The organism is Gluconacetobacter azotocaptans, from assembly GCF_014174355.1.
GTDB classification, from domain to species: domain Bacteria; phylum Pseudomonadota; class Alphaproteobacteria; order Acetobacterales; family Acetobacteraceae; genus Gluconacetobacter; species Gluconacetobacter azotocaptans.
This window is the reverse complement of record NZ_JABEQF010000013.1, coordinates 20,103-40,837: the sequence shown is the minus strand read 5'-3', so window position 1 is coordinate 40,837 and position 20,735 is coordinate 20,103. Positions and strand designations below refer to the sequence as shown.

18 protein-coding genes and 3 tRNA genes are annotated in these 20,735 nt (G+C 65.5%); all 21 read left to right on the top strand.

The genetic code is table 11. The features are described from left to right. Positions 1 to 42: 42 nt before the first annotated feature. The 21 genes from HLH34_RS14605 (at position 43) to nuoL (ending at position 20,715) form a co-directional block, all read left to right on the top strand. On the top strand, positions 43 to 1,488 hold the full coding sequence (locus HLH34_RS14605; protein WP_183120315.1) for an NAD(P)H-hydrate dehydratase: 1,446 nt from the start codon (positions 43 to 45) through the stop codon (positions 1,486 to 1,488). Between the two features lie 89 nt (positions 1,489 to 1,577). Next, positions 1,578 to 1,662 (top strand) — tRNA-Leu (locus tag HLH34_RS14600). A 93-nt stretch (positions 1,663 to 1,755) separates the two neighbouring features. Beyond that, on the top strand, positions 1,756 to 3,090 hold the full coding sequence (tig, locus tag HLH34_RS14595) for a trigger factor (RefSeq protein ID WP_183120314.1): 1,335 nt from the start codon (positions 1,756 to 1,758) through the stop codon (positions 3,088 to 3,090). A gap of 275 nt (positions 3,091 to 3,365) precedes the next feature. Then, positions 3,366 to 4,004, top strand: coding sequence for an ATP-dependent Clp protease proteolytic subunit (locus HLH34_RS14590; RefSeq protein ID WP_183120313.1), 639 nt, complete (start codon positions 3,366 to 3,368; stop codon positions 4,002 to 4,004). A gap of 136 nt (positions 4,005 to 4,140) precedes the next feature. After that, a complete protein-coding gene (gene clpX / locus HLH34_RS14585) occupies positions 4,141 to 5,400 on the top strand; it encodes an ATP-dependent Clp protease ATP-binding subunit ClpX (protein WP_183120312.1) in 1,260 nt (419 codons plus the stop codon). 221 nt (positions 5,401 to 5,621) lie between these two features. After that, complete coding sequence (gene lon / locus HLH34_RS14580) at positions 5,622 to 8,120, top strand: endopeptidase La (RefSeq protein ID WP_183120311.1); 2,499 nt, start codon at positions 5,622 to 5,624, stop codon at positions 8,118 to 8,120. 160 nt (positions 8,121 to 8,280) lie between these two features. Continuing rightward, complete coding sequence (locus HLH34_RS14575) at positions 8,281 to 8,565, top strand: HU family DNA-binding protein (protein ID WP_012227333.1); 285 nt, start codon at positions 8,281 to 8,283, stop codon at positions 8,563 to 8,565. A gap of 93 nt (positions 8,566 to 8,658) precedes the next feature. Then, a tRNA-Val gene (locus HLH34_RS14570) sits at positions 8,659 to 8,733 on the top strand. Positions 8,734 to 8,834: 101 nt separating this feature from the next. Further along, positions 8,835 to 8,911, top strand: a tRNA-Asp gene (locus HLH34_RS14565). Positions 8,912 to 9,165: 254 nt separating this feature from the next. After that, positions 9,166 to 9,531, top strand: coding sequence for an NADH-quinone oxidoreductase subunit A (locus tag HLH34_RS14560; RefSeq protein ID WP_182943161.1), 366 nt, complete (start codon positions 9,166 to 9,168; stop codon positions 9,529 to 9,531). 25 nt (positions 9,532 to 9,556) lie between these two features. After that, positions 9,557 to 10,132: a NuoB/complex I 20 kDa subunit family protein gene (locus tag HLH34_RS14555; RefSeq protein WP_183120310.1), complete on the top strand. Its 576-nt coding sequence runs from the start codon at positions 9,557 to 9,559 to the stop codon at positions 10,130 to 10,132. 46 nt (positions 10,133 to 10,178) lie between these two features. Continuing rightward, positions 10,179 to 10,790 carry an NADH-quinone oxidoreductase subunit C gene (locus HLH34_RS14550; RefSeq protein ID WP_240162125.1) on the top strand — a complete coding sequence of 204 codons (612 nt, stop codon included), beginning with the start codon at positions 10,179 to 10,181 and terminating at the stop codon, positions 10,788 to 10,790. A gap of 31 nt (positions 10,791 to 10,821) precedes the next feature. Next, positions 10,822 to 12,072: an NADH-quinone oxidoreductase subunit D gene (locus tag HLH34_RS14545; RefSeq protein ID WP_183120309.1), complete on the top strand. Its 1,251-nt coding sequence runs from the start codon at positions 10,822 to 10,824 to the stop codon at positions 12,070 to 12,072. A gap of 5 nt (positions 12,073 to 12,077) precedes the next feature. Further along, positions 12,078 to 12,716 carry a complex I 24 kDa subunit family protein gene (locus HLH34_RS14540; RefSeq protein ID WP_183120308.1) on the top strand — a complete coding sequence of 213 codons (639 nt, stop codon included), beginning with the start codon at positions 12,078 to 12,080 and terminating at the stop codon, positions 12,714 to 12,716. A 15-nt stretch (positions 12,717 to 12,731) separates the two neighbouring features. Continuing rightward, on the top strand, positions 12,732 to 14,057 hold the full coding sequence (gene nuoF / locus HLH34_RS14535) for an NADH-quinone oxidoreductase subunit NuoF (RefSeq protein ID WP_183120307.1): 1,326 nt from the start codon (positions 12,732 to 12,734) through the stop codon (positions 14,055 to 14,057). A gap of 5 nt (positions 14,058 to 14,062) precedes the next feature. Beyond that, positions 14,063 to 16,132, top strand: coding sequence for an NADH-quinone oxidoreductase subunit NuoG (nuoG, locus tag HLH34_RS14530; RefSeq protein WP_183120306.1), 2,070 nt, complete (start codon positions 14,063 to 14,065; stop codon positions 16,130 to 16,132). A gap of 6 nt (positions 16,133 to 16,138) precedes the next feature. Next, positions 16,139 to 17,164, top strand: a complete 1,026-nt coding sequence (gene nuoH, locus HLH34_RS14525) for an NADH-quinone oxidoreductase subunit NuoH (RefSeq protein ID WP_183120305.1) — start codon at positions 16,139 to 16,141, stop codon at positions 17,162 to 17,164. Next, positions 17,164 to 17,652: an NADH-quinone oxidoreductase subunit NuoI gene (gene nuoI / locus HLH34_RS14520; RefSeq protein WP_183120304.1), complete on the top strand. Its 489-nt coding sequence runs from the start codon at positions 17,164 to 17,166 to the stop codon at positions 17,650 to 17,652. The genes nuoH and nuoI overlap by 1 nt, the downstream gene beginning before the upstream one ends. 57 nt (positions 17,653 to 17,709) lie before the next feature. Beyond that, on the top strand, positions 17,710 to 18,447 hold the full coding sequence (locus HLH34_RS14515) for an NADH-quinone oxidoreductase subunit J (protein WP_183120303.1): 738 nt from the start codon (positions 17,710 to 17,712) through the stop codon (positions 18,445 to 18,447). Further along, the gene (gene nuoK, locus HLH34_RS14510) at positions 18,444 to 18,767 is read left to right on the top strand and encodes an NADH-quinone oxidoreductase subunit NuoK (RefSeq protein ID WP_012227311.1); all 324 of its coding nucleotides are present in this window, start codon (positions 18,444 to 18,446) and stop codon (positions 18,765 to 18,767) included. The genes HLH34_RS14515 and nuoK overlap by 4 nt, the downstream gene beginning before the upstream one ends. Positions 18,768 to 18,774: 7 nt before the next feature. Beyond that, the gene (gene nuoL / locus HLH34_RS14505; protein WP_183120302.1) at positions 18,775 to 20,715 is read left to right on the top strand and encodes an NADH-quinone oxidoreductase subunit L; all 1,941 of its coding nucleotides are present in this window, start codon (positions 18,775 to 18,777) and stop codon (positions 20,713 to 20,715) included. Positions 20,716 to 20,735: the final 20 nt, after the last annotated feature.

The window sequence follows — 20,735 nt, the reverse complement described above, 5'->3', positions numbered from 1 at the left end:
ACGCTCGCACGAGCATGAACGGCAAGTGGAGGCTGAATACCCATGAACCGGGCCAGCACGTCCTTTCTTCTGCCCGATCCGGCACAGATGGCGCTGATCGACGCCGCCGCCAGCCGCGTGGTGCCGGTGCGCGACCTGATGGAGCACGCCGGCCGCGCCGTCGCGCGCGCCGTGCGGCGGCATGTCGCGCCGTGCCGGGTGCTGGTGCTGTGCGGGCCGGGCAATAACGGAGGGGATGGCTACGTGGCCGCGCGCCGCCTGGCCGAGGCCGGGTGGCCCGTCGCCGTTGCTGCCCTGGCGCCCCCGCGCCCGGATGGGGACGCCGCCCACGCAGCGTCGCTGTGGCGAGGACCGGTCGTGCCCTTCGGGGCGGCGGAGGCCGCGCGGGCCGATCTGGTCATCGACGCCGTGTTCGGCGCGGGGCTGAGCCGCGATATCGACGACGATCTGGCGCGGGTGCTGGCGGCGGCGCGGCGCATCGTCGCGGTGGACATGCCCAGCGGCATCGACGGCGCGACCGGTGCGGTGCGCGGCTATGCCCCCCATGCCGAGATGACGGTGACGTTCGTCCGCGCCAAGCCGGGACATCTGCTGTTGCCGGGGCGCGACATGCTGGGGCGCCTGGTGGTGGCCGATATCGGCATGCCGGACTCGGTGTGGGATGCGGTAGCGGTACGCACCTGGCAGAACGAGCCGGGCCTGTGGCAGGTGCCCCAGGATCCGGTCGACAGTCATAAATATACGCGCGGGGTCGTCAGTATCTGCGGTGGGGCATCGATGCCGGGGGCTGCCCGGCTGGCGGCGGCCGGCGCCCGGGCGGCCGGGGCCGGGCTGGTGCGCCTGGCGGCAGGGGAGGTCGCCGATCTTTACCGGCTGGGCGACCCCGGCCTGGTGGTCGATGGCCAGGCGCTGGAGGATCTGCTTTCGGACCAGCGGCGCGCGGTCTGGGTCTGCGGCCCCGGCCTGACCGTGGACGAGGTCGGGCATGCGCTGCCGCTGCTGCTGGGGGCGGGGCGGAGGGTGCTGGTCGATGCCGGGGCGTTCCTGATGGCGGCGGGCCGGCCCGAGCTGCTGCGCGGGGCTGCGGTCATTACCCCGCATGCGGGCGAATTCGCCCGGGTCTTCGGCGCGCCCGGCGCCGACCGGCTGGCCGCCGCGCGTGCCGCCGCCGCGCGGATCGACGGCGTGGTGGTGCTGAAAGGCCCGGATACGGTGATCGCCGCCCCCGACGGGCGGGCCGCGATCAACCGGCATGCCTCCACCGCCCTGGCCACGGCCGGATCGGGGGATACGCTGACGGGGGTGATCGCCACGATGCTGGCGGCGGGCATGGAGGCATGGCAGGCCGCCTGTGCCGGTGTCTGGCTGCATGGCGAGGCCGGGATGCGCGCCGGCCCCTGGCCGGTGGCCGAGCAGTTCGACCGGCATCTGGGGGCCGCGCGCGAACGGGCGGCCCTGCTGGGGCGGGGCACACGGGGCGAAGTGTAAGGACCGGGGGCGGCGGTGGTCGCGCCATTGTCGGCTTGCCGGATCGGGCGGCGTGCGCTAAAGCCGCGCGCTTGAGGCCCGGGCATCGTGCGGGCGTGGTGGAATTGGCAGACACGCCAGATTTAGGTTCTGGTGGCGCAAGTCGTGGGGGTTCAAGTCCCTCCGCCCGCACCAGCCCCGGCAATCGCCTTTGCGTGCCGACGTCGCCGGCCCGATGGGACGTGCGCGTTTTTTAGAAGAGTTCTGACCGAGAGGATGGCCTGGCAGATGCAGGTTACTGAAACGCTTTCCGATGGCCTGAAGCGCGGGTTCACCGTCACCGTGCCCTCCGGCGAACTGGAGAGCAAGCGGACGGCCCGCCTGAAGGAACTGGGCCAGTCCATGAACCTGCCGGGCTTCCGTCCCGGCAAGGTGCCCATGAGCATTGTCAAGCAGCGCTACGGCGCCGCAGTGCAGGGCGAGGTGCTGGAGCAGGCGGTCAGCGACGCCACGCGCGCGCTGCTGGACGAGCGCGGGCTGCGTCCGGCGACCCAGCCGCGCGTCGACCTGGTGTCGGACGCCGAGGCCGCCGCGGGCGATCTGGAATTCAAGGTCGAGATGGAGTTGCTGCCCGAGATCGCGCAGCCGGATCTGTCCACCCTGACCCTGACGCGCCTGAAGGCGACGCCGGACGCCGCGACGGTGGACAAGGCGCTGCAGGACATCGCCAGCCGCCAGCGCAGCTTCGAGACCATCGAGGAGGTCCGTCCGGCCGCCCAGGGTGACGTGCTTGTGGTCGATTTCGTCGGCAAGGTCGACGGCGTGGCCTTCGATGGCGGCACCGCGCAGGACGTGAATGTCGAGATCGGCGGCGCGGGCTTCATCCCGGGCTTCGCCGAGCAGATCGAAGGCATGACCCCGGGCGAGGAGAAGGTCATCACCGTGACCTTCCCGGCCGATTATTCGGCCGAGAACCTGGCCGGCAAGGAAGCCACCTTCGACATCACGGCGAAGGCGCTGCAGCGTCCGGTCGACGTCGCCATCGACGACGACCTGGCGAAGAAGATCGGCTTCGAGGGGCTGGAGCAGGTCCGCGAGCTGATCACGAAGCAGGTCGAGCAGGAATACGAGCAGCTGTCGCGCCTGCGCATCAAGCGCGAGCTGCTGGACGCGCTGGCCGAGAAGACCGATTTCGAAGCCCCGCAGGGCATGGTCGAGGCCGAGTTCGCCCAGATCTGGCAGCGTGTCGAAGCCGACCGCAAGGCCGGCCAGATGGACGACGAGGACAAGGAAAAGGACGAGGAGACCCTGCGTTCCGACTACCGCAAGATCGCGGAACGTCGGGTGAAGCTGGGTCTGCTGCTGGCCGAGATCGGCCGTGTCAACGCCATCGGCGTGACGCAGGACGAGATGCTGCAGGCCATCCGCGCCGAGGCGATGCGCTATCCCGGCCAGGAACAGGCGGTGTTCGAGTTCTTCCGCAAGAACCCGCAGGCCGCCGAGAGCCTGCGCGGCCCGATCTTCGAGAACAAGGTCGTCGATTACGTGATCGAACTTGCGACCGTCGAGGACAAGGACGTGACGCCCGAGGAACTGGCCGAGATTCCCCCCGCGGACCTTTGATCGCCTGAAGCCTTCGCCCGGAACCCCTGGCCCGGACCGGCCCCAGCCCGCGATTCGCGCGGCGCCGGGGGCGGGGATGGGCCGCGCGGCCCCGCAATTATCGCCGTGAAATGATGGCGGTGGGGTGGTATCCGCGCGGTTTATCTCTATCTTGTTCAGGGTAACCGGGGAACGACCCGGCCACCGCACCTTGTCCCGCGCCGTCGATTCGACGCTGCGGGCGCTACAGGGACGGTGCGTCGGGTCTTCGCGTTTCAGGAACGGGAATTGAGACTATGAGGGATCGGGATCCCGTGGAGATCTTCAGCAACGCCCTAGTGCCCATGGTGGTCGAGCAGACCTCCCGCGGGGAACGGGCCTTCGATATTTATTCCCGCCTGCTGCAGGAACGGATCATCTTCCTGACCGGGCCGGTGTACGATCAGGTCGCCTCCCTGGTGTCGGCGCAGCTTCTGTATCTCGAGAGCGTGAACCCCACCAAGGAGATCTCGTTCTACATCAACAGCCCCGGCGGCGTGGTGTCGGCGGGCCTCGCGATCTACGACACCATGCAGTACATCCGCAGTCCCGTCAGCACCGTGTGCATCGGGCAGGCGGCGTCGATGGGGTCGCTGCTTCTGGCGGGTGGCGAGAAGGGGCGTCGCTTCGCCCTGCCGAACGCACGTGTGATGGTGCACCAGCCCTCGGGCGGCGCCCAGGGGCAGGCCAGCGACATCGAGATCCAGGCGCGCGAGATCCTGACGATCCGCCAGCGCCTGAACGAGATCTACGAGACCCATACCGGCCAGTCGCTCGAGGATATCGAACGCCGGCTGGAACGCGACAGCTACATGTCGGCCGAGGAGGCTCAGACCTTCGGCATCGTGGACGAGGTGGTGCGCAACCACGCGGCCCCGTCCCCGGCAAAGAGTTGAAGGAAGGCGGGCGCGCTTTTTATCTTGGCGGGGCCCGCTTGCTTGGGCAGGGTTGATGCGGGCCCTGACCTGATGCAGGATTTTCGATCCCGGTCCGGGCGCGACGCGCCCCGGAACGCCGGGGGTAGGAGCGGTTATGAATAACAAGTCCAGCGATTCCAAGAACACATTGTATTGCTCGTTCTGCGGCAAGTCGCAGCATGAGGTCCGGAAGCTGATCGCTGGTCCGACTGTCTTCATCTGTGACGAATGCGTTGAACTCTGCATGGATATCATCCGTGAGGAGCACAAGACCCACCTGGTGAAGTCGCGCGACGGTGTCCCGACCCCCAAGGAGATCTGCAAGGTTCTGGACGATTACGTGATCGGGCAGTTCTACGCCAAGAAGGTGCTGTCGGTCGCGGTCCATAATCATTACAAGCGTCTGGCCCACAGCCAGAAGAACAACGACGTCGAGATCGCGAAGTCGAACATCCTGCTGGTCGGGCCGACCGGTTCGGGCAAGACGCTGCTGGCGCAGACGCTGGCGCGCATCCTCGACGTGCCCTTCACCATGGCCGATGCGACGACGCTGACCGAAGCCGGCTATGTCGGCGAGGACGTGGAGAACATCATCCTCAAGCTGCTGCAGGCCGCGGACTATAACGTCGAGCGGGCGCAGCGGGGCATCGTCTATATCGACGAGATCGACAAGATTTCCCGCAAGTCCGACAACCCCTCGATCACCCGCGACGTCAGCGGCGAGGGCGTGCAGCAGGCGCTGCTGAAGATCATGGAAGGCACGGTGGCGTCCGTGCCGCCGCAGGGTGGGCGCAAGCATCCGCAGCAGGAATTCCTGCAGGTGGACACCACGAACATGCTGTTCATCTGCGGTGGCGCGTTTGCCGGGCTGGACAAGATCATCGGCGCGCGCGGCAAGGGTTCGGGCATCGGCTTCGGGGCCGACGTCCAGTCGCCCGACGAACGGCGGACCGGCGCGATCCTGCGGGATGTCGAACCCGAGGACCTGCTGAAATTCGGGCTGATCCCGGAATTCATCGGGCGCCTGCCCGTGGTCGCGACGCTGGAGGATCTGGACGAGGCGGCGCTGATCGAGATCCTGACCAAGCCCAAGAACGCCCTGGTGAAGCAGTATGCGCGCCTCTTCCAGATGGAAGGCGTGAAGCTGACCTTCACCGAGGATGCGCTGAAGCAGGTGGCGTTGCGTGCGATCGCCCGTCGGACCGGCGCGCGGGGCCTGCGCGCGATCATGGAGAGCATCCTGCTGTCCACCATGTTCGACCTGCCGGGTCTGGAGAACGTGGACGAGGTCGTGATCAACAAGGACGTCGCCGAAAGCAAGACCAACCCGGTCTATGTCTACGGCAAGGAAAAGCCGGCCGAGCAGTCGGCCTGAGCCTTTCCGGACCGGCCTGATCCCCCCGGTGGAGGCGTGACCTCACCGGGGAAGGGCTGGTCTGTGCTGTCCTGTCGTCTTCCCATGTCGACCCGGGGGCTTGCCATGGCGGTCCCCCATGACGACATGATGTCTTGAGTGGTCGCAAATGTGACACGCCGGGCGGTGCAGGCCTTTTGTGGATGCCAGCCCGGGATCGTCCTTACAGGAGGTCAAACTACATGCCCGATTCCGAACGGCTCGATCACGGCCCTGCCGGTGCAGAGGATGCGGAAGGCGTTGCCCCCCGTCCCGAGTCCATCGATGAGACCCACGAGGTCTCGCTCTCCGACAGCGATACGATGGCGGTGCTGCCGCTGCGTGATATCGTCGTCTTCCCCCACATGATCGTTCCCCTGTTCGTGGGGCGCGAGAAGTCGGTCCGCGCGCTGGAAGCCGTGACCAAGCATGACAAGCAGATCCTGCTGGTCGCGCAGAAGAACGCCTCGCAGGACGACCCGTCGGCCGAGGACATCTATCGCTACGGCACCGTCTCGACGATCCTGCAACTGCTGAAGCTGCCCGATGGCACGGTGAAGGTGCTGGTCGAGGGCGGACGCCGCGCGCGCATCACCGCGCTGCACGATATCGACGGCCATTTCGAGGCCGAAATCGAACCCGTCGAGGAAGACCCCGCGTCCGGCAGCGAGGGCGAGGCCCTGGGCCGCACCGTGGTCTCGCAGTTCGAGCAATATATCAAGCTGAACAAGAAGATCGCGCCCGAGGTCCTGGTTTCGCTGAACCAGATCGAGGATCTGTCGAAGCTTGCGGACACGATCGCCAGCCATCTGAACCTGAAGATCGCCGAGAAGCAGGAAATCCTGGAAATTCCGGGCGTCAATGCGCGGCTGGAGCGCGTGTTCGCCCATATGGAGGCCGAAATCGGCGTCCTGCAGGTGGAAAAGCGCATCCGCAACCGCGTCAAGCGGCAGATGGAGAAGACGCAGCGCGAGTACTATCTGAACGAGCAGCTGAAGGCGATCCAGAAAGAACTGGGCGAGGGCGAGGAAGGCAAGGACGAAACCGCCGAGATGGAAGAGCGGATCGCCAAGACCCGCCTGCCCAAGGAAGCGCGCGACAAGGCCCTGGCCGAGCTGAAGAAGCTGCGGACCATGAGCCCGATGTCGGCCGAATCGACCGTGGTGCGCAATTATCTGGACTGGATCGTCAGCATTCCGTGGAAGAAGCGCTCGAAGGTGCGGCGCGATCTGGCGGAAGCCGAGAAGGTTCTGGATACCGACCACTACGGGTTGGAGAAGGTCAAGGAGCGAATCCTGGAATATCTGGCGGTCCAGAGCCGGGCGCAGAAGATCAAGGGGCCGATTCTCTGCCTCGTCGGGCCGCCGGGCGTGGGCAAGACGTCCCTGGCGCGTTCGATCGCCAAGGCGACCGGACGGCAGTACGTGCGCATGTCCCTGGGCGGCGTGCGCGACGAGGCCGAGATCCGGGGCCATCGGCGCACCTATATCGGGTCGATGCCCGGCAAGATCATCCAGGGGATGAAGAAGGCCAAGACGTCCAACCCGCTGTTCCTGCTGGACGAGATCGACAAGCTGGGCGCCGACTGGCGTGGGGACCCGTCTTCGGCGCTGCTGGAGGTGCTGGACCCCGAGCAGAACGCGACGTTCGCCGATCATTATCTGGAGGTCGATTACGATCTGTCCGACGTCATGTTCGTCACCACGGCCAACAGCCTGAACATGCCGCAGCCCCTGCTGGACCGGATGGAGATCATCCGCCTGTCGGGCTACACCGAGGACGAGAAGGTCGAGATCGCCAAGCGCCATCTGCTGGGCAAGCAGACCGAGGCCCACAGCCTGCGCCCCGACGAATGGTCGGTCAGCGACGACGCGCTGCGCGAACTGGTCCGCAGCTACACCCGCGAGGCTGGCGTGCGGAGCCTGGAGCGCGAAATCGCGACCCTGGCCCGCAAGGCGGTGCGCGAGATCGTGGCCGGAAAGGCCAAGAAGGTCGCGATTACCCGCAAGAACCTGGAAAAATATGCCGGGGTGAAGCGGTTCCGCTATGGCGAGACCGAGGCCGAGGACATGGTGGGCGTCGTGACCGGCCTGGCGTGGACCGAGGTGGGCGGCGAGATCCTGACCATCGAAAGCGTGATGGTACCGGGCAAGGGCGCGATCAAGCAGACGGGCAAACTGGGCGACGTCATGCAGGAAAGCGTGGCGGCGGCCCTGTCCTACGTCCGCAGCCGTTCGGTGACGTTCGGAATCAAGCCGACCCTGTTCGAAAAGCGGGACCTGCACGTCCATGTGCCCGAGGGCGCGACGCCGAAGGACGGGCCGTCGGCGGGAATTGCGATGGCGACCTCGCTGGTCAGCGTGCTGACGGGCATTCCCGTCCGGCGCGACGTGGCGATGACGGGCGAGATTACGCTGCGCGGCCGGGTCCTGGCCATCGGTGGCCTGAAGGAGAAGCTGCTGGCCGCGCATCGCGCGGGCATCAAGACGGTCTTCATCCCCAAGGACAATGAAAAGGACCTGGTGGACATCCCCGATGCCGTGAAGAAAAACCTGACGATCCTGCCTGTCGCCCATGTTGACGAAGTGATCGGGCAGGCGCTGGTGACCCGCCCCGAGCCGATCGAATGGACCGAGGCGCCCGAGCCCGTCGCGGCGGCGGCATCCGCTACGGGAATGGCTGCCTCATCCTTGCCGCATTGAATGTGTCAAAAACGCACCAACCCCCCCGGTTTGTCGGAGTTTCCCGCCGGGTCGGGGGGGATGGTCGGTTGACGCGGCCCGAAACGGCTGCATAGTGCGGCGCAATGCGGCGCAGCGATCATCTGGTCCTGGCGCACGCGAAGCAAAAGAAAGGCGTAAAATGGAGAAGCCACTTAACAAGCAGGAACTCGTCGCCGCTGTGGCCGACGACGCCGATCTGCCGAAGGCGAAGGCGGGGGAAGTGGTCGATGCCGTGTTCAGCGCGATCGAGAAGGCCCTGTCCAAGAAGCAGGAAGTCCGTCTCGTCGGCTTCGGAACGTTCGTCACAGCGACGCGCAAGGCTGCCAAGGGGCGCAACCCCCGCACGGGCGAGGAAATCGACATTCCCGCGTCCACGTCCGTCCGTTTCAAGCCGGGCAAGAATCTGAAGGAAGCCGTGAGCTGATCACGCGCTGACTTCGGCAGGGGGCCAGGCCGGCCGGGTGTCGCGTCATGGCCCCTTTTGTTTTGCGGACAGTGTTGTACAGACCGCGTCTGTGGGCGATTAGCTCAGCGGTAGAGCGTCTCGTTTACACCGAGAGGGTCGGCGGTTCGATCCCGTCATCGCCCACCACGATATCCGCCCGCCGGGCCTATTCCGGGGGCGACGCCAAAAACTTCCGGTGCGTCGGTTGACGGGATCGGGGGGGATGGCTAAGACCGCCTCACGCCTTCGCGGGTGTAGCTCAGTTGGTTAGAGCGCCGGCCTGTCACGCCGGAGGTCGCGGGTTCGAGCCCCGTCACTCGCGCCACGGTCGTTTCTTGCGGCCGTAATGCTGGAAATTCAGTTTCCGCTTCAATAATCACATGAAAATCTGCGATCGGCGAAAGTAATTCGCCGTTAACGCCCGCATCCATGTGGTGTTTCCCGTCATCACGGTAATGTTCCTGTCTCCATGGTGCATCGCACATGGTCGCATCGGAAGGTTGGGTCTAACCTTCCGGCATGTCGAAGCCCTGTTTCGTCATGACGCCGAATGGCGTGCCACCAGTCAGGGGAAGCATCATGCAGTCCGTCATCGCGGATTACTTTCCGATCCTTGTCTTCGCTGTGATCGCCGTCGTCATCGCCGGCGCGATGCTGGGCAGTTCCCTGTTGTTCGGGCACCAGAAGCCCTACGCCGAAAAGGTGTCCGCCTACGAATGCGGATTCGAGGCCTTCGACGACGCGCGGCGTCGTTTCGACGTGCGCTTCTACCTTGTGGCGATCCTGTTCATCATCTTCGACCTCGAAGTCGCCTTCCTGTTTCCCTGGGCGGTCAGCCTGTCGCGGATCGGCCTGTTCGGCTTCCTGTCCATGATGGGGTTCCTGGGCATCCTGACGGTCGGGTTCATCTACGAATGGTGCAAGGGCGCACTGGACTGGGATTGAGGACGTGCGGGAAGGAGAGACGCGCATGAGCGCCGCCAAAGCGACAGGCGAGGGGCAGGATGCCATCGCCTGGAACCGGGAAATGCTGCCGCCGGGGCCCGAGCAGGACGCCGTCATCAAGGGCATCACCGGCGAAATCACCGAAAAGGGTTTCGTCGTCGCCAATCTCGACAAGCTGGTGAACTGGGGACGGACCGGCAGCCTGTGGCCGATGTCCTTCGGCCTGGCCTGCTGCGCGGTGGAGATGATCCACGCCTACATGCCGCGCTACGACCTGGACCGGATGGGCATCATCCCGCGCGGGTCGCCGCGCCAGTCGGATGTCATGATCGTCGCCGGCACGCTGACCAACAAGATGGCGCCAGCCCTGCGCCGGGTCTACGACCAGATGGCCGAGCCACGCTGGGTCATCTCGATGGGGTCCTGCGCCAACGGCGGCGGCTATTACCATTATTCCTATTCCGTGGTGCGCGGATGCGACCGGATCGTTCCGGTGGATGTCTATGTCCCGGGCTGTCCGCCGACGGCCGAGGCCCTGATCTACGGCATCCTGCAATTGCAGAAGAAAATCCGCAGGACAGGGACGATTCTCCGTGGCTGATAACGGAAACGATCTGGTGGCCGGGGCGACCCGGGCACGCGGGGCCCTGGGGTCCCTGGCGTTCGCTTTGTCCACCGCCGTGCCGGGCATCCGGTCCGCGGCGATCGAGGGGGGGGAACTGGTGGTGCGTACCACGCGCGATCGCCTGATCCCGCTGATGACCCTGCTGCGCGACGATCCGCGCTATGCGTGCGAGCAGATGATGGACCTGTGCGGGGTGGATTTCCCCGACCGGGCCGAGCGATTCGAAATCGTCTACAATTTGCTGTCGGTGTCGCGCAACCACCGGATTCGGGTGGTCGTCACGACCGATGAGACATCGCCGGTGCCGTCGGTCCATCTGCTGTGGGCCGCGGCCACGTGGTGGGAACGCGAATGCTACGACATGTTCGGCGTCCTGTTCTCGGGCCAGCCGGACCTGCGCCGGATCCTGACCGATTACGGGTTCGAGGGGCATCCGCTGCGCAAGGATTTCCCGCTGACCGGCTATGTCGAGGTGCGGTACGACGAGGACCGGCGGCAGGTGGTCTACGAGCCGGTCAAGCTGACGCAGGATTTCCGCAATTTCGATTTCGAATCGCCCTGGGAAGGCATCCTGACCCTTCCGGGCGACGAGAAGGCGCATGAAACCCGCCAGGGACTGAAGTTGCCGCGATGATCGGGACACCCAAAGCGAAGGGAGCCGGACGATGAGCGACATTGTCCTTCACAAGGATATCCCGGAGACCCTGCTGCCGGCCGATGCGGCCGCCGGGGCCGAGACCCGCACGGTCGAGATCGATTCCCACGCCCTGAATTTCGGCCCCCAGCATCCGTCCGCCCACGGCGTGCTGCGTCTGGTGCTGGAAATGGAAGGCGAGGTCGTCGCCCGCGCCATTCCGCATATCGGCCTGCTTCATCGCGGCACGGAAAAGCTGATCGAGTACAAGACGTACCCGAAGGCGCTGCCCTATTTCGATCGCCTCGATTACGTCTCGCCGATGTGCGAGGAGCAGGCTTTCGCCCTGGCGACCGAAAAGCTGTTGGGAATCGACATCCCGGACCGCGCGAAATGGATTCGGGTGATGTTCGCGGAACTGACGCGAATCCTGAACCATATCCTCAACCTGACCTCGTTCGGGCTCGATTGCGGCGCCCTGACGCCCGCCCTGTGGGGGTATGAGGAACGCGAGAAGCTGATCGAATTCTACGAAGCGGCGTCGGGCGCGCGTTTCCATGCCAATTACTTCCGCCCCGGCGGCGTCGCGCGCGATCTGCCGGCCGGGCTGGAGGAGCGGATCGGCGAATGGGCGCGGCAGTTTCCGAAATGGATCGACGATCTGGAAACCCTGCTGACCAATAACCGGATCTGGAAACAGCGCACGGTCGGCATCGGCGTGTTCACGACGGAACAGGCATTGTCGTGGGGCTTCAGCGGTCCGTGCCTGCGGGCCTCGGGCGTGCCGTGGGACCTGCGCCGTGCTCAGCCGTATGACAATTACGACAAGGTCGAATTCAATATCCCCGTCACGCGCCAGGGCGATTGCTACGACCGCTATCTGATCCGCGTCGCGGAAATGCGCGAGAGCGTGCGGATCGTCGAACAATGCCTGGCCAAGATGCGGCCCGGCCCGATCAAGATCCAGGATCACAAGATCACGCCGCCGCCCCGGCGCGAGATGAAGCGCTCGATGGAAGCGCTGATCCATCATTTCAAGCTGTTCACCGAGGGGTATCACGTCCCGCCCGGCGCGACCTACACGGCGGTCGAAAGCCCGAAGGGCGAATTCGGCGTCTATCTGGTGGCCGACGGCAGCAACCGCCCCTACCGATGCAAGATCCGGCCGACCGGCTTTGCCCATCTGCAGGCGATCGACGAGATGTCACGTCGCCACATGCTGGCGGATGCGGTCGCGATCATCGGGTCGCTCGACCTGGTGTTCGGCGAGATAGACAGGTGAAAGAGATGTCCGCTCATTCCCCCATAGACCAGATCGAGCAGCCTGCGGCTTTCGCTTTCGACCAGGAAAGCGAGGCGGAGATTGCGACCATCCTGGCCAAATACCCGGCCGAACGGAAGGCCAGCGGCACGTTGCCGCTGCTGTATGTCGCGCAGAAGCAGATGGGCCGCCTGACCGGCAGCGCCTGGGTGCCGCGCGTGGCGATGGACGAGATCGCCCGGCGGCTGGAAGTCGCGCCGATCCGGGTCTACGAGGTCGCGACCTTCTACCTGATGTTCAACACCAGGCCGATCGGCCGGTACCATCTGCAGGTCTGCACGACCACGTCGTGCTGGCTGCGCGGGTCGGACGATGTGGTGGCGGCCTGCAAGAAGGCTACCGGTATTGCGGCTTTCGGCCAATCCAGCGCGGACGGGCTGTTCACGCTGACCGAGGTCGAATGCCTCGGCGCGTGTTCCAATGCGCCGATCCTGCAAGTTGACGATGATTTCTACGAAGATCTGGACGGGCCACGCACGGTCGAACTGATCGAGGCGCTGCGCCGGGGCGAACGGCCGACGCCCGGCCCTACGATCGACCGCCTAGGTTCGGCCCCGGCGGGTGGGCGCAAGACGCTGACGGACAGTCCGGCGGATCAGGGCTGAGTGGGAGAGACGGGAATGCTTCAGGACAAGGACCGGATCTTCACCAATATCTACGGTCAGAACGACTGGCGCCTGACCGGCGCGCGCCAGCGGGGCGACTGGGCCGACACGGCGGCGATCCTGGCCCGGGGCCGGGATGCGATCATCAATGAAATGAAGGCGTCGGGCCTGCGCGGGCGGGGCGGGGCGGGTTTTCCGACCGGTGTGAAATGGTCGTTCATGCCCAAGAACTCGGATGGCCGTCCGCATTACCTGGTGATCAACGGCGACGAATCCGAACCCGGCACCTGCAAGGACCGCGAGATCCTGCGGCATGAGCCGCACAAGCTGATCGAAAGCGCGCTGATCGCCTCGTTCGCGATGGGTGCGCATGCGGCCTATATCTATATTCGCGGCGAGTTCTTCAACGAGGCCCGGCATCTGCAGATCGCGATCGACGAGGCCTACGCGGCCGGTCTGATCGGCAAAAATGCCGCCGGGTCGGGCTGGGATTTCGATTTCTACATCCATCGCGGCGCCGGTGCCTATATCTGCGGTGAGGAAACGGCGCTGCTGGAAAGCCTGGAAGGCAAGAAGGGCCAGCCCCGGATGAAGCCGCCGTTTCCGGCGGCGATGGGGCTGTATGGATGCCCGACCACGGTGAACAACGTGGAAAGCATCTCGGTCGCGTCCACTATCCTGCGGCGCGGGGCGACATGGTTTTCCTCGCTGGGGCGCCCGAACAACGCGGGCACCAAGCTGATGGCCATCTCGGGCCACGTCAACACGCCCTGCGTGTTCGAGGAGGAACTGGGCGTTCCGCTGAAGGACATCATCGAAAAGCATGGCGGCGGCGTGCGCGGCGGGTGGGACAATCTGCTGGCCGTCATCCCCGGCGGCTGTTCGGTCCCCGTCCTGCCGAAAGCGATCTGCGAGACGGTGCTGATGGATTTCGACAGCCTGCGCGCCGAACGGTCGGGGCTGGGCACGGCCTGCATGATCGTGATGGACAAATCCACCGACATCGTCCGCGCCATCGCCCGGTTCTCGCAATTCTTCAAGCATGAAAGCTGCGGCCAGTGCACGCCCTGCCGCGAGGGGACGGGCTGGATGATGCGCGTCATGCAACGCATGGTCGAGGGCCGCGCCGAACTCGAGGAAATCGACATGCTCGAACAGGTCACGCGCCAGGTCGAGGGTCATACGATCTGCGCCCTGGGCGACGCGGCGGCGTGGCCGATCCAGGGCCTGATCCGGCATTTCCGGCCGGTGATGGAAGATCGGATCCGGGCCTACAAGGCGGCCCATGGGGGCGGCCAGATCACGCAAGTGCCCTTGGGCATCCCCGTGGCGGCGGAGTAAGGGCGATGGTGAAGGTTACCGTCGACGGAATCCAGGTCGAGGTTCCAAACGGCTCCAGCGCGCTGCAGGCGTGCGAGGCCGCGGGCAAGGAAATCCCGCGTTTCTGTTTCCATGAACGGCTGTCGGTCGCGGGCAACTGCCGCATGTGCCTGGTGCAGGTGGTGCGCGCGCCCAAACCCGTGGCGTCCTGCGGCTTTCCGGTGGCCGAGGGGATGGAAATCCTGACCGACACCGAAATCGTGCGCAAGGCGCGGCGTGCGGTGATGGAATTCCTGCTGATCAATCACCCGCTGGACTGTCCGATCTGCGACCAGGGCGGCGAGTGCGATCTGCAGGACCAGGCGTTCGGCTATGGCGCGGACCATTCGCGCTACCAGGAAGCCAAACGGGCGGTGACCGACAAATATCTCGGCCCGCTGGTGAAAACGGTGATGACGCGCTGCATCCAGTGCACGCGCTGCGTCCGTTTTGCGACCGAGATCGCGGGCGTGCCCGAACTGGGCGCCGTGTCGCGTGGCGAAAACATGGAAATCACCAACTATGTCGAAAGGGCCCTGACGTCCGAACTGTCGGGGAATCTGATCGACATCTGCCCGGTCGGCGCGCTGACCTCCAAGCCCTATGCCTTCACCGCCCGCCCGTGGGAGTTGAAGCGGACCGATTCGATCGACGTGTTCGATGCCGTCGGCACCAATATCAGCCTCCAGGCCCGTGGCAGCGCCGTGCTGCGCATCGTGCCCCGCGTCAATGACGAGGTGAACGAGGAGTGGCTGGCCGACAAGGGCCGCTTCGCGATGGACGGGCTGAAGCATCGGCGGCTGGACCGCCCGTGGGTGCGCGTCCACGGCAAGCTGCAACCCGTATCGTGGCAGGATGCGTTCGTCGCGATCGGCCGCCGGCTGGACGGCGTGCCGGGCGAGCGGATCGGCGCGATCGCCGGCGATCTGTGCGATGCCGAAAGCATGCTGGCGCTGAAGGACCTGATGACGGCGCTGGGGTCGTCCAACGTCGATTGCCGCCAGGACGGCGCGCAGTACGACGTGTCCCGCCGGGAATTCTATACGTTCGGCAGCGGGATCGCCGGGATCGAGGACGCGGACGCCCTGCTGATCGTGGGGTCGGTCCCCCGTCAGGAAGCCCCGGTGCTCAACGCCCGGATCCGCAAGCGCTTCGTCTCGGCCGGGCGGGGCGGCTTCCCGATCGGGATGATCGGGGCCCCGACCGCCGATCCCACCTACCGGGCCGAGGTTCTGGGCGACGGGCCCGGCGTCCTGGCCGAACTGCGAAACGGCAGCCATCCGTTCGCCGACGTGCTGAAGGCGGCGAAGCGGCCGATGATCATCGTCGGCCATGGCGCATTGGTGCGCGAGGACGCGCAGGCGATCCTGGCGGCATGCTGGGCGCTGGCTGCGGAGGTCGGGGCCGTCGGGCCGGACTGGAACGGCTTCAACGTCCTGCACACCGCGGCCAGCCGCGTGGCCGGCCTGGACCTGGGCCTGCTGCCCGGCCCGGGCGGACGCAGCGCCGCGGGCATGATGAGCGGCGGTGTGGATGTACTATGGCTGCTGGGCGCCGACGAATTCCATACGGCGCAGATCGGCGCGCAGACCTTCGTCATCTACCAGGGGCATCATGGCGACGCCGCCGCCGCGCGGGCCGACGTGATCCTGCCCGGCGCCAGCTTCGCCGAGAAATCGGGCACCTACGTCAATACCGAGGGACGGGTCCAGCGATCGTTCCGCGCGCTCATGCCGCCGGGCGACGCGCGTGAGGACTGGCGGATCCTGCGGGCGTTTTCCGAGGTCGTCGGCAAGACGCTGCCCTATGACACGCTCGAGTCCCTGCGCGACCGCCTGGTGGCGGTCAACCCGGTCTTCCGCGTCATCGGCGGCCGTGACGTGGCCGGCGTGTCCGACCTGACGGGGCCGGCCGGCGATCTGGACACGGTGTCACCGGCGCCGTTCCTGCCGGTGATCGACGATTATTATCAGACCAACCCCATCTGCCGGGCCAGCCCGACGATGGGCGAATGTTCGCGGATCTATGTTCATCCCCGGACGGTGGCGGCGGAGTAAGGCGACGTGGCGCATTTCTTTCTGCACACCCTGATCGGCCAGGTTATTCTGACGGTCCTCGAGGCCCTGGCGGTCCTCGTGCCCCTGCTGCTGGGGGTGGCGTACCTGACCCTGGCCGAGCGCAAGGTGATGGCTGCGATGCAGCTTCGCAAGGGGCCGAACGTGAACGGCCCGTTCGGGCTGCTCCAGGCCTTTGCCGACGCGATCAAGATGATCACCAAGGAAACGGTGATTCCGTCCGGGGCGAACCGGGTCTTGTTCCTGTTTGCACCGTTCCTGACCTTTTCGCTGGCCATGGTCGCGTGGGCGGTCATTCCCACCAATAACGGCTGGGCGGTGGCCAACATCAATGTGGGCATTCTGTACCTGCTGGCGATCTCGTCTCTGGGGGTTTACGGCATCCTGATCGCGGGATGGGCGTCCAATTCGAAATACGCCTTCCTCGGCGGCCTGCGCTCGGCGGCGCAGATGGTGTCGTACGAGGTCTCGATCGGCCTGGTCATCGTCTCGGTCCTGCTGGCGGTCGGCAGCCTGAACCTGAACGACATCGTGTTGGCGCAGCGCCATGTCTGGTTCTGCCTGCCGATGTTCCCGATGTTCATCGTCTTCTTCATCTCGGCGCTGGCGGAAACCAACCGCGCGCCGTTCGATCTGCCCGAAGGCGAGAGCGAACTGGTGGCCGGTTTCTTCGTCGAATATTCGGCGCTGGCCTTCGGCCTGTTCTTCCTTGGCGAATACGCCAACATGTTCCTGATGTCGGGCATGGTCAGCATCCTGTTCCTGGGCGGTTGGCTGCCGCCGGTGGGGATCGCGCCCTTCACCTGGATTCCAGGGCCGCTGTGGCTGATCGCGAAAATTCTGTTCTGCCTGTTCGTCTTCATCTGGGTGCGCGCGACGTTCCCGCGCTACCGCTACGACCAACTCATGCGGCTGGGGTGGAAGGTGTTCCTTCCGTTCTCGCTGGTCTGGATGGTACTGACGGCAGGCTTCCTGCTGGCCACCGGGCTGCTGCCCCAGGGAGGAGCAAGCTGATGGGACATCTCGACCGGACGGTCCGTTCCTTCCTTCTGGCCGAACTGGTGGCCGGAATGGGAGCGACGCTGCGGGCCTTCTTCAAGCCCAAGGCGACGATCAACTATCCTTATGAAAAGGGGCCGCTGTCGCCCCGATTCCGGGGCGAGCACGCACTGCGCCGCTACGCCAATGGCGAGGAACGCTGCATCGCCTGCAAGCTGTGCGAGGCGACGTGCCCGGCGGAAGCCATCACCATCGAATCCGAACCCCGTGACGACGGGTCGCGGCGCACCACGCGCTACGACATCGACATGACGAAATGCATCTATTGCGGCCTGTGCGAGGAAGCCTGCCCGGTGGATGCGATCGTCGAGGGACCGAATTACGAGTTCGCGACCGAAACGCGCGAGGAACTCATGTACAATAAGGACAAGCTGCTCGCCAACGGCGACCGCTGGGAGAGCGTCCTGGCGCGGCGGCTGGAACTCGATGCGCCCTATCGTTGAGAGATCCGGCCCCCGGCTGGAGGAGGAAAAATCCATGCGGCAGCAAGGTCAGCGACAATGACCCAAATCGTCTTCTACGTCTTCGCGACGGTGCTGGTCCTGTCGGCCGGAATGGTGGTCAGCGCCCGCAACCCGGTCCATTCCGTTCTGTTCCTGATCCTGGCGTTCTTCAACGCGGCGGGACTGTTCCTGATCGCGGGGGCCGAATTCCTGGCGATGATCCTGGTCATCGTCTATGTCGGCGCGGTCGCGGTGCTGTTCCTGTTCGTCGTGATGATGCTGGATGTGCGCTTCACCCGGATGCGAGAGGGACTGCAGCGCTACGCCCCCTTCGGGGCGGCGGTCGGCGGCGTGCTGTTCGCGGAACTGGCGCTGGCGTTCGGGCACTGGCGGATCGCCCAGAACATCGCCGATGTGCCCCATCTGGTGCCCGCGCCGGGTCGGACCAACACGGCGGCGCTGGGTGACGTGCTGTACACCCATTACGTCTTTCCGTTCGAGGCCTGCGGCATCGTGCTGCTGGTGGCCATGATCGGCGCCATCGTGCTGACCCTGCGCGAACGCCCGATGGGACGGCGGCAGAATATCGACCGCCAGCATGAACGCACCGCCGCGGAATCGGTCGAGATGATGGCCCTGCCGCTGGGGCAGGGGGTCGCGGAACTCGGCGGTTTTCGCCGACCGGATAAATCCTATTACGTCGCGTCGGTCCCCGGATCGTACGGGGTGACGGCCGACGCCGTGCCCCAGGCCGCCCCGGCCGGCGACGACAGGAAGGGAGGGCTGGGCCAATGACCGGCGGACTGGGAAGCATCGGCATCGGCCCGTACCTGACGGTCAGCGCCATCCTGCTGGTGCTGGGCGTCTTCGGGATTTTCCTCAACCGCAAGAACGTCATCATCATCCTGATGTCGATCGAGTTGATCCTGCTGTCGGCCAATCTGAATTTCGTCGCGTTTTCCTCGGCGCTCGGCGATCTGTCGGGGCAGGTCTTCACCTTGTTCGTCCTGACCATCGCGGCTGCCGAATCCGCGATCGGGCTTGCGATCGTGACGGTCTATTTCCGCAATCGCGGGTCGATCGAGGTCGAAGACATTACGATGATGAAGGGTTGAGCGGATCATGGAAACGGCATCCTACCTTTTCGAGATCGCGGTTCTCGGCCCCCTGTTCGCCTCGGTTGTGGCGGGACTGTTCGGCCGGCTGATCGGTGACGGGCTGGCCCAGCTTCTGACGACGGGCCTGATGATCGTGGCCGCCCTGTGCGGGATCGGCGCGCTGGCGCTGGGGCTGCATTCCGGCGCGACGCCGGTGGTCGTGCAACTGGCCGACTGGATCCGCGCGGGCGGCTTCCACGCCGCCTGGACACTGCGCCTGGACACGCTGTCGCTGTCGATGGTGGCGATGGTGACCAGCGTGTCGGCGCTCGTGCACCTCTACAGCACCGGCTACATGGGGCATGAGACGACGCCGACCTACCGGTTCTTCTCGTACCTGTCACTCTTTACCTTCGCCATGCTGATGCTGGTCACGTCCAACGACCTGGTCCAGCTGTTCTTCGGGTGGGAAGGGGTCGGCCTGGCCAGCTATCTGCTGATCGGCTATTGGTACGACCGGCCCAGCGCGGTCAACGCGGCGATCAAGGCCTTCGTGGTCAACCGCGTCGCCGACCTGTTCTTCATGGTGGGGATCGCCCTGCTGTTCGTCGAATTCGGCTCGGTCACCTACGACAACATCTTTGCCCTGGTTCCCGCGCATGGGGACGATACCTACAGGCTGTTCGGCACCCACCGGGTCTACGAGGTCATCTGCACGCTGCTGTTCATCGGGGCGATGGGCAAGTCGGCGCAGCTGTTCCTGCACACCTGGCTGCCGGACGCGATGGAAGGACCCACGCCGGTGTCCGCCCTGATCCATGCGGCGACCATGGTGACTGCCGGCGTGTTCCTGATGGCGCGCATGTCGCCGCTGATCGAGTTCGCGCCCGCGACCAAGGCCTTCATCCTGTTCATCGGGGGGACGACCTGCTTCTTCGCCGCAACGGTCGGGCTGGTGCAGCCGGACATCAAGCGGACGATCGCCTATTCCACATGCTCGCAGCTTGGCTACATGTTCGTCGCGGCCGGAGTGGGGGCCTACCAGGCCTCCATGTTCCACCTGACGACGCATGCGTTCTTCAAGGCGCTGCTGTTCCTGGGCGCGGGTTCGGTCATCCACGCCGTGCACGACGAACAGGACATGTTTCGCATGGGCGGCCTGTGGAGGAAGATCCCGCTGACCTATGGCGCGATGTGGGCGGGCAGCCTAGCGCTGGCCGGCATCTTCCCCTTCGCGGGCTACTGGTCGAAGGATGCTATTTTGGAAGCGGCCTGGATGGCGCACAGCGGCCTGGGGTTCTACGCCTGGACGCTGGGCTGCGTGACCGCCTTCCTGACGGCGCTGTATAGCTGGCGCCTGCTGTTCCTGGTCTTCCACGGCACGCCGCGCGACCCGCATCTGTATGAGGGAGCGCATGAAAGCCCGGTCTCGATGACGCTGCCGCTGGTGCTGCTGGGCATCGGCGCGGTGCTGGGCGGCATCCTTCTGGCGCCCTATTATGTCGGGTCCGGCCAGGCGGCCTTCTGGAACGGCGCCATCGTCAACGCCCCGGGCAACACGATCATCGAGACGCTGGAGCAGACGCCCGAACTGATCGCGCTGATGCCGACGTTCGCGGGTGTGGCCGGCATCCTGGTCGCCTACGTGTGCTACATCGCCAGCCCCGCCATTCCGGCGACGCTGGCGGCCAGCCTGCGGCCGCTGTACCTGTTCCTGCTGAACAAATGGTATTTCGACGAACTCTATGACCTGATCTTCGTCCGTCCCTACCGCGCGCTGGCGCGCCTGTTGTGGAAGGGCGCGGACGAGGGCGTGATCGAAGGGATCCCGCAGGGACTGGCCCGCATGACGGTGGGCACCGCCGGCCAGGCGGTGCGGACCCAGACCGGGTCGATCGCGGTCTATGCCTTCACGATGCTGATCGGCCTGGTGGTGCTTGTCACCACGATGCTGATCTTCCACTGATCTCCGGGAAACGGGTCTGA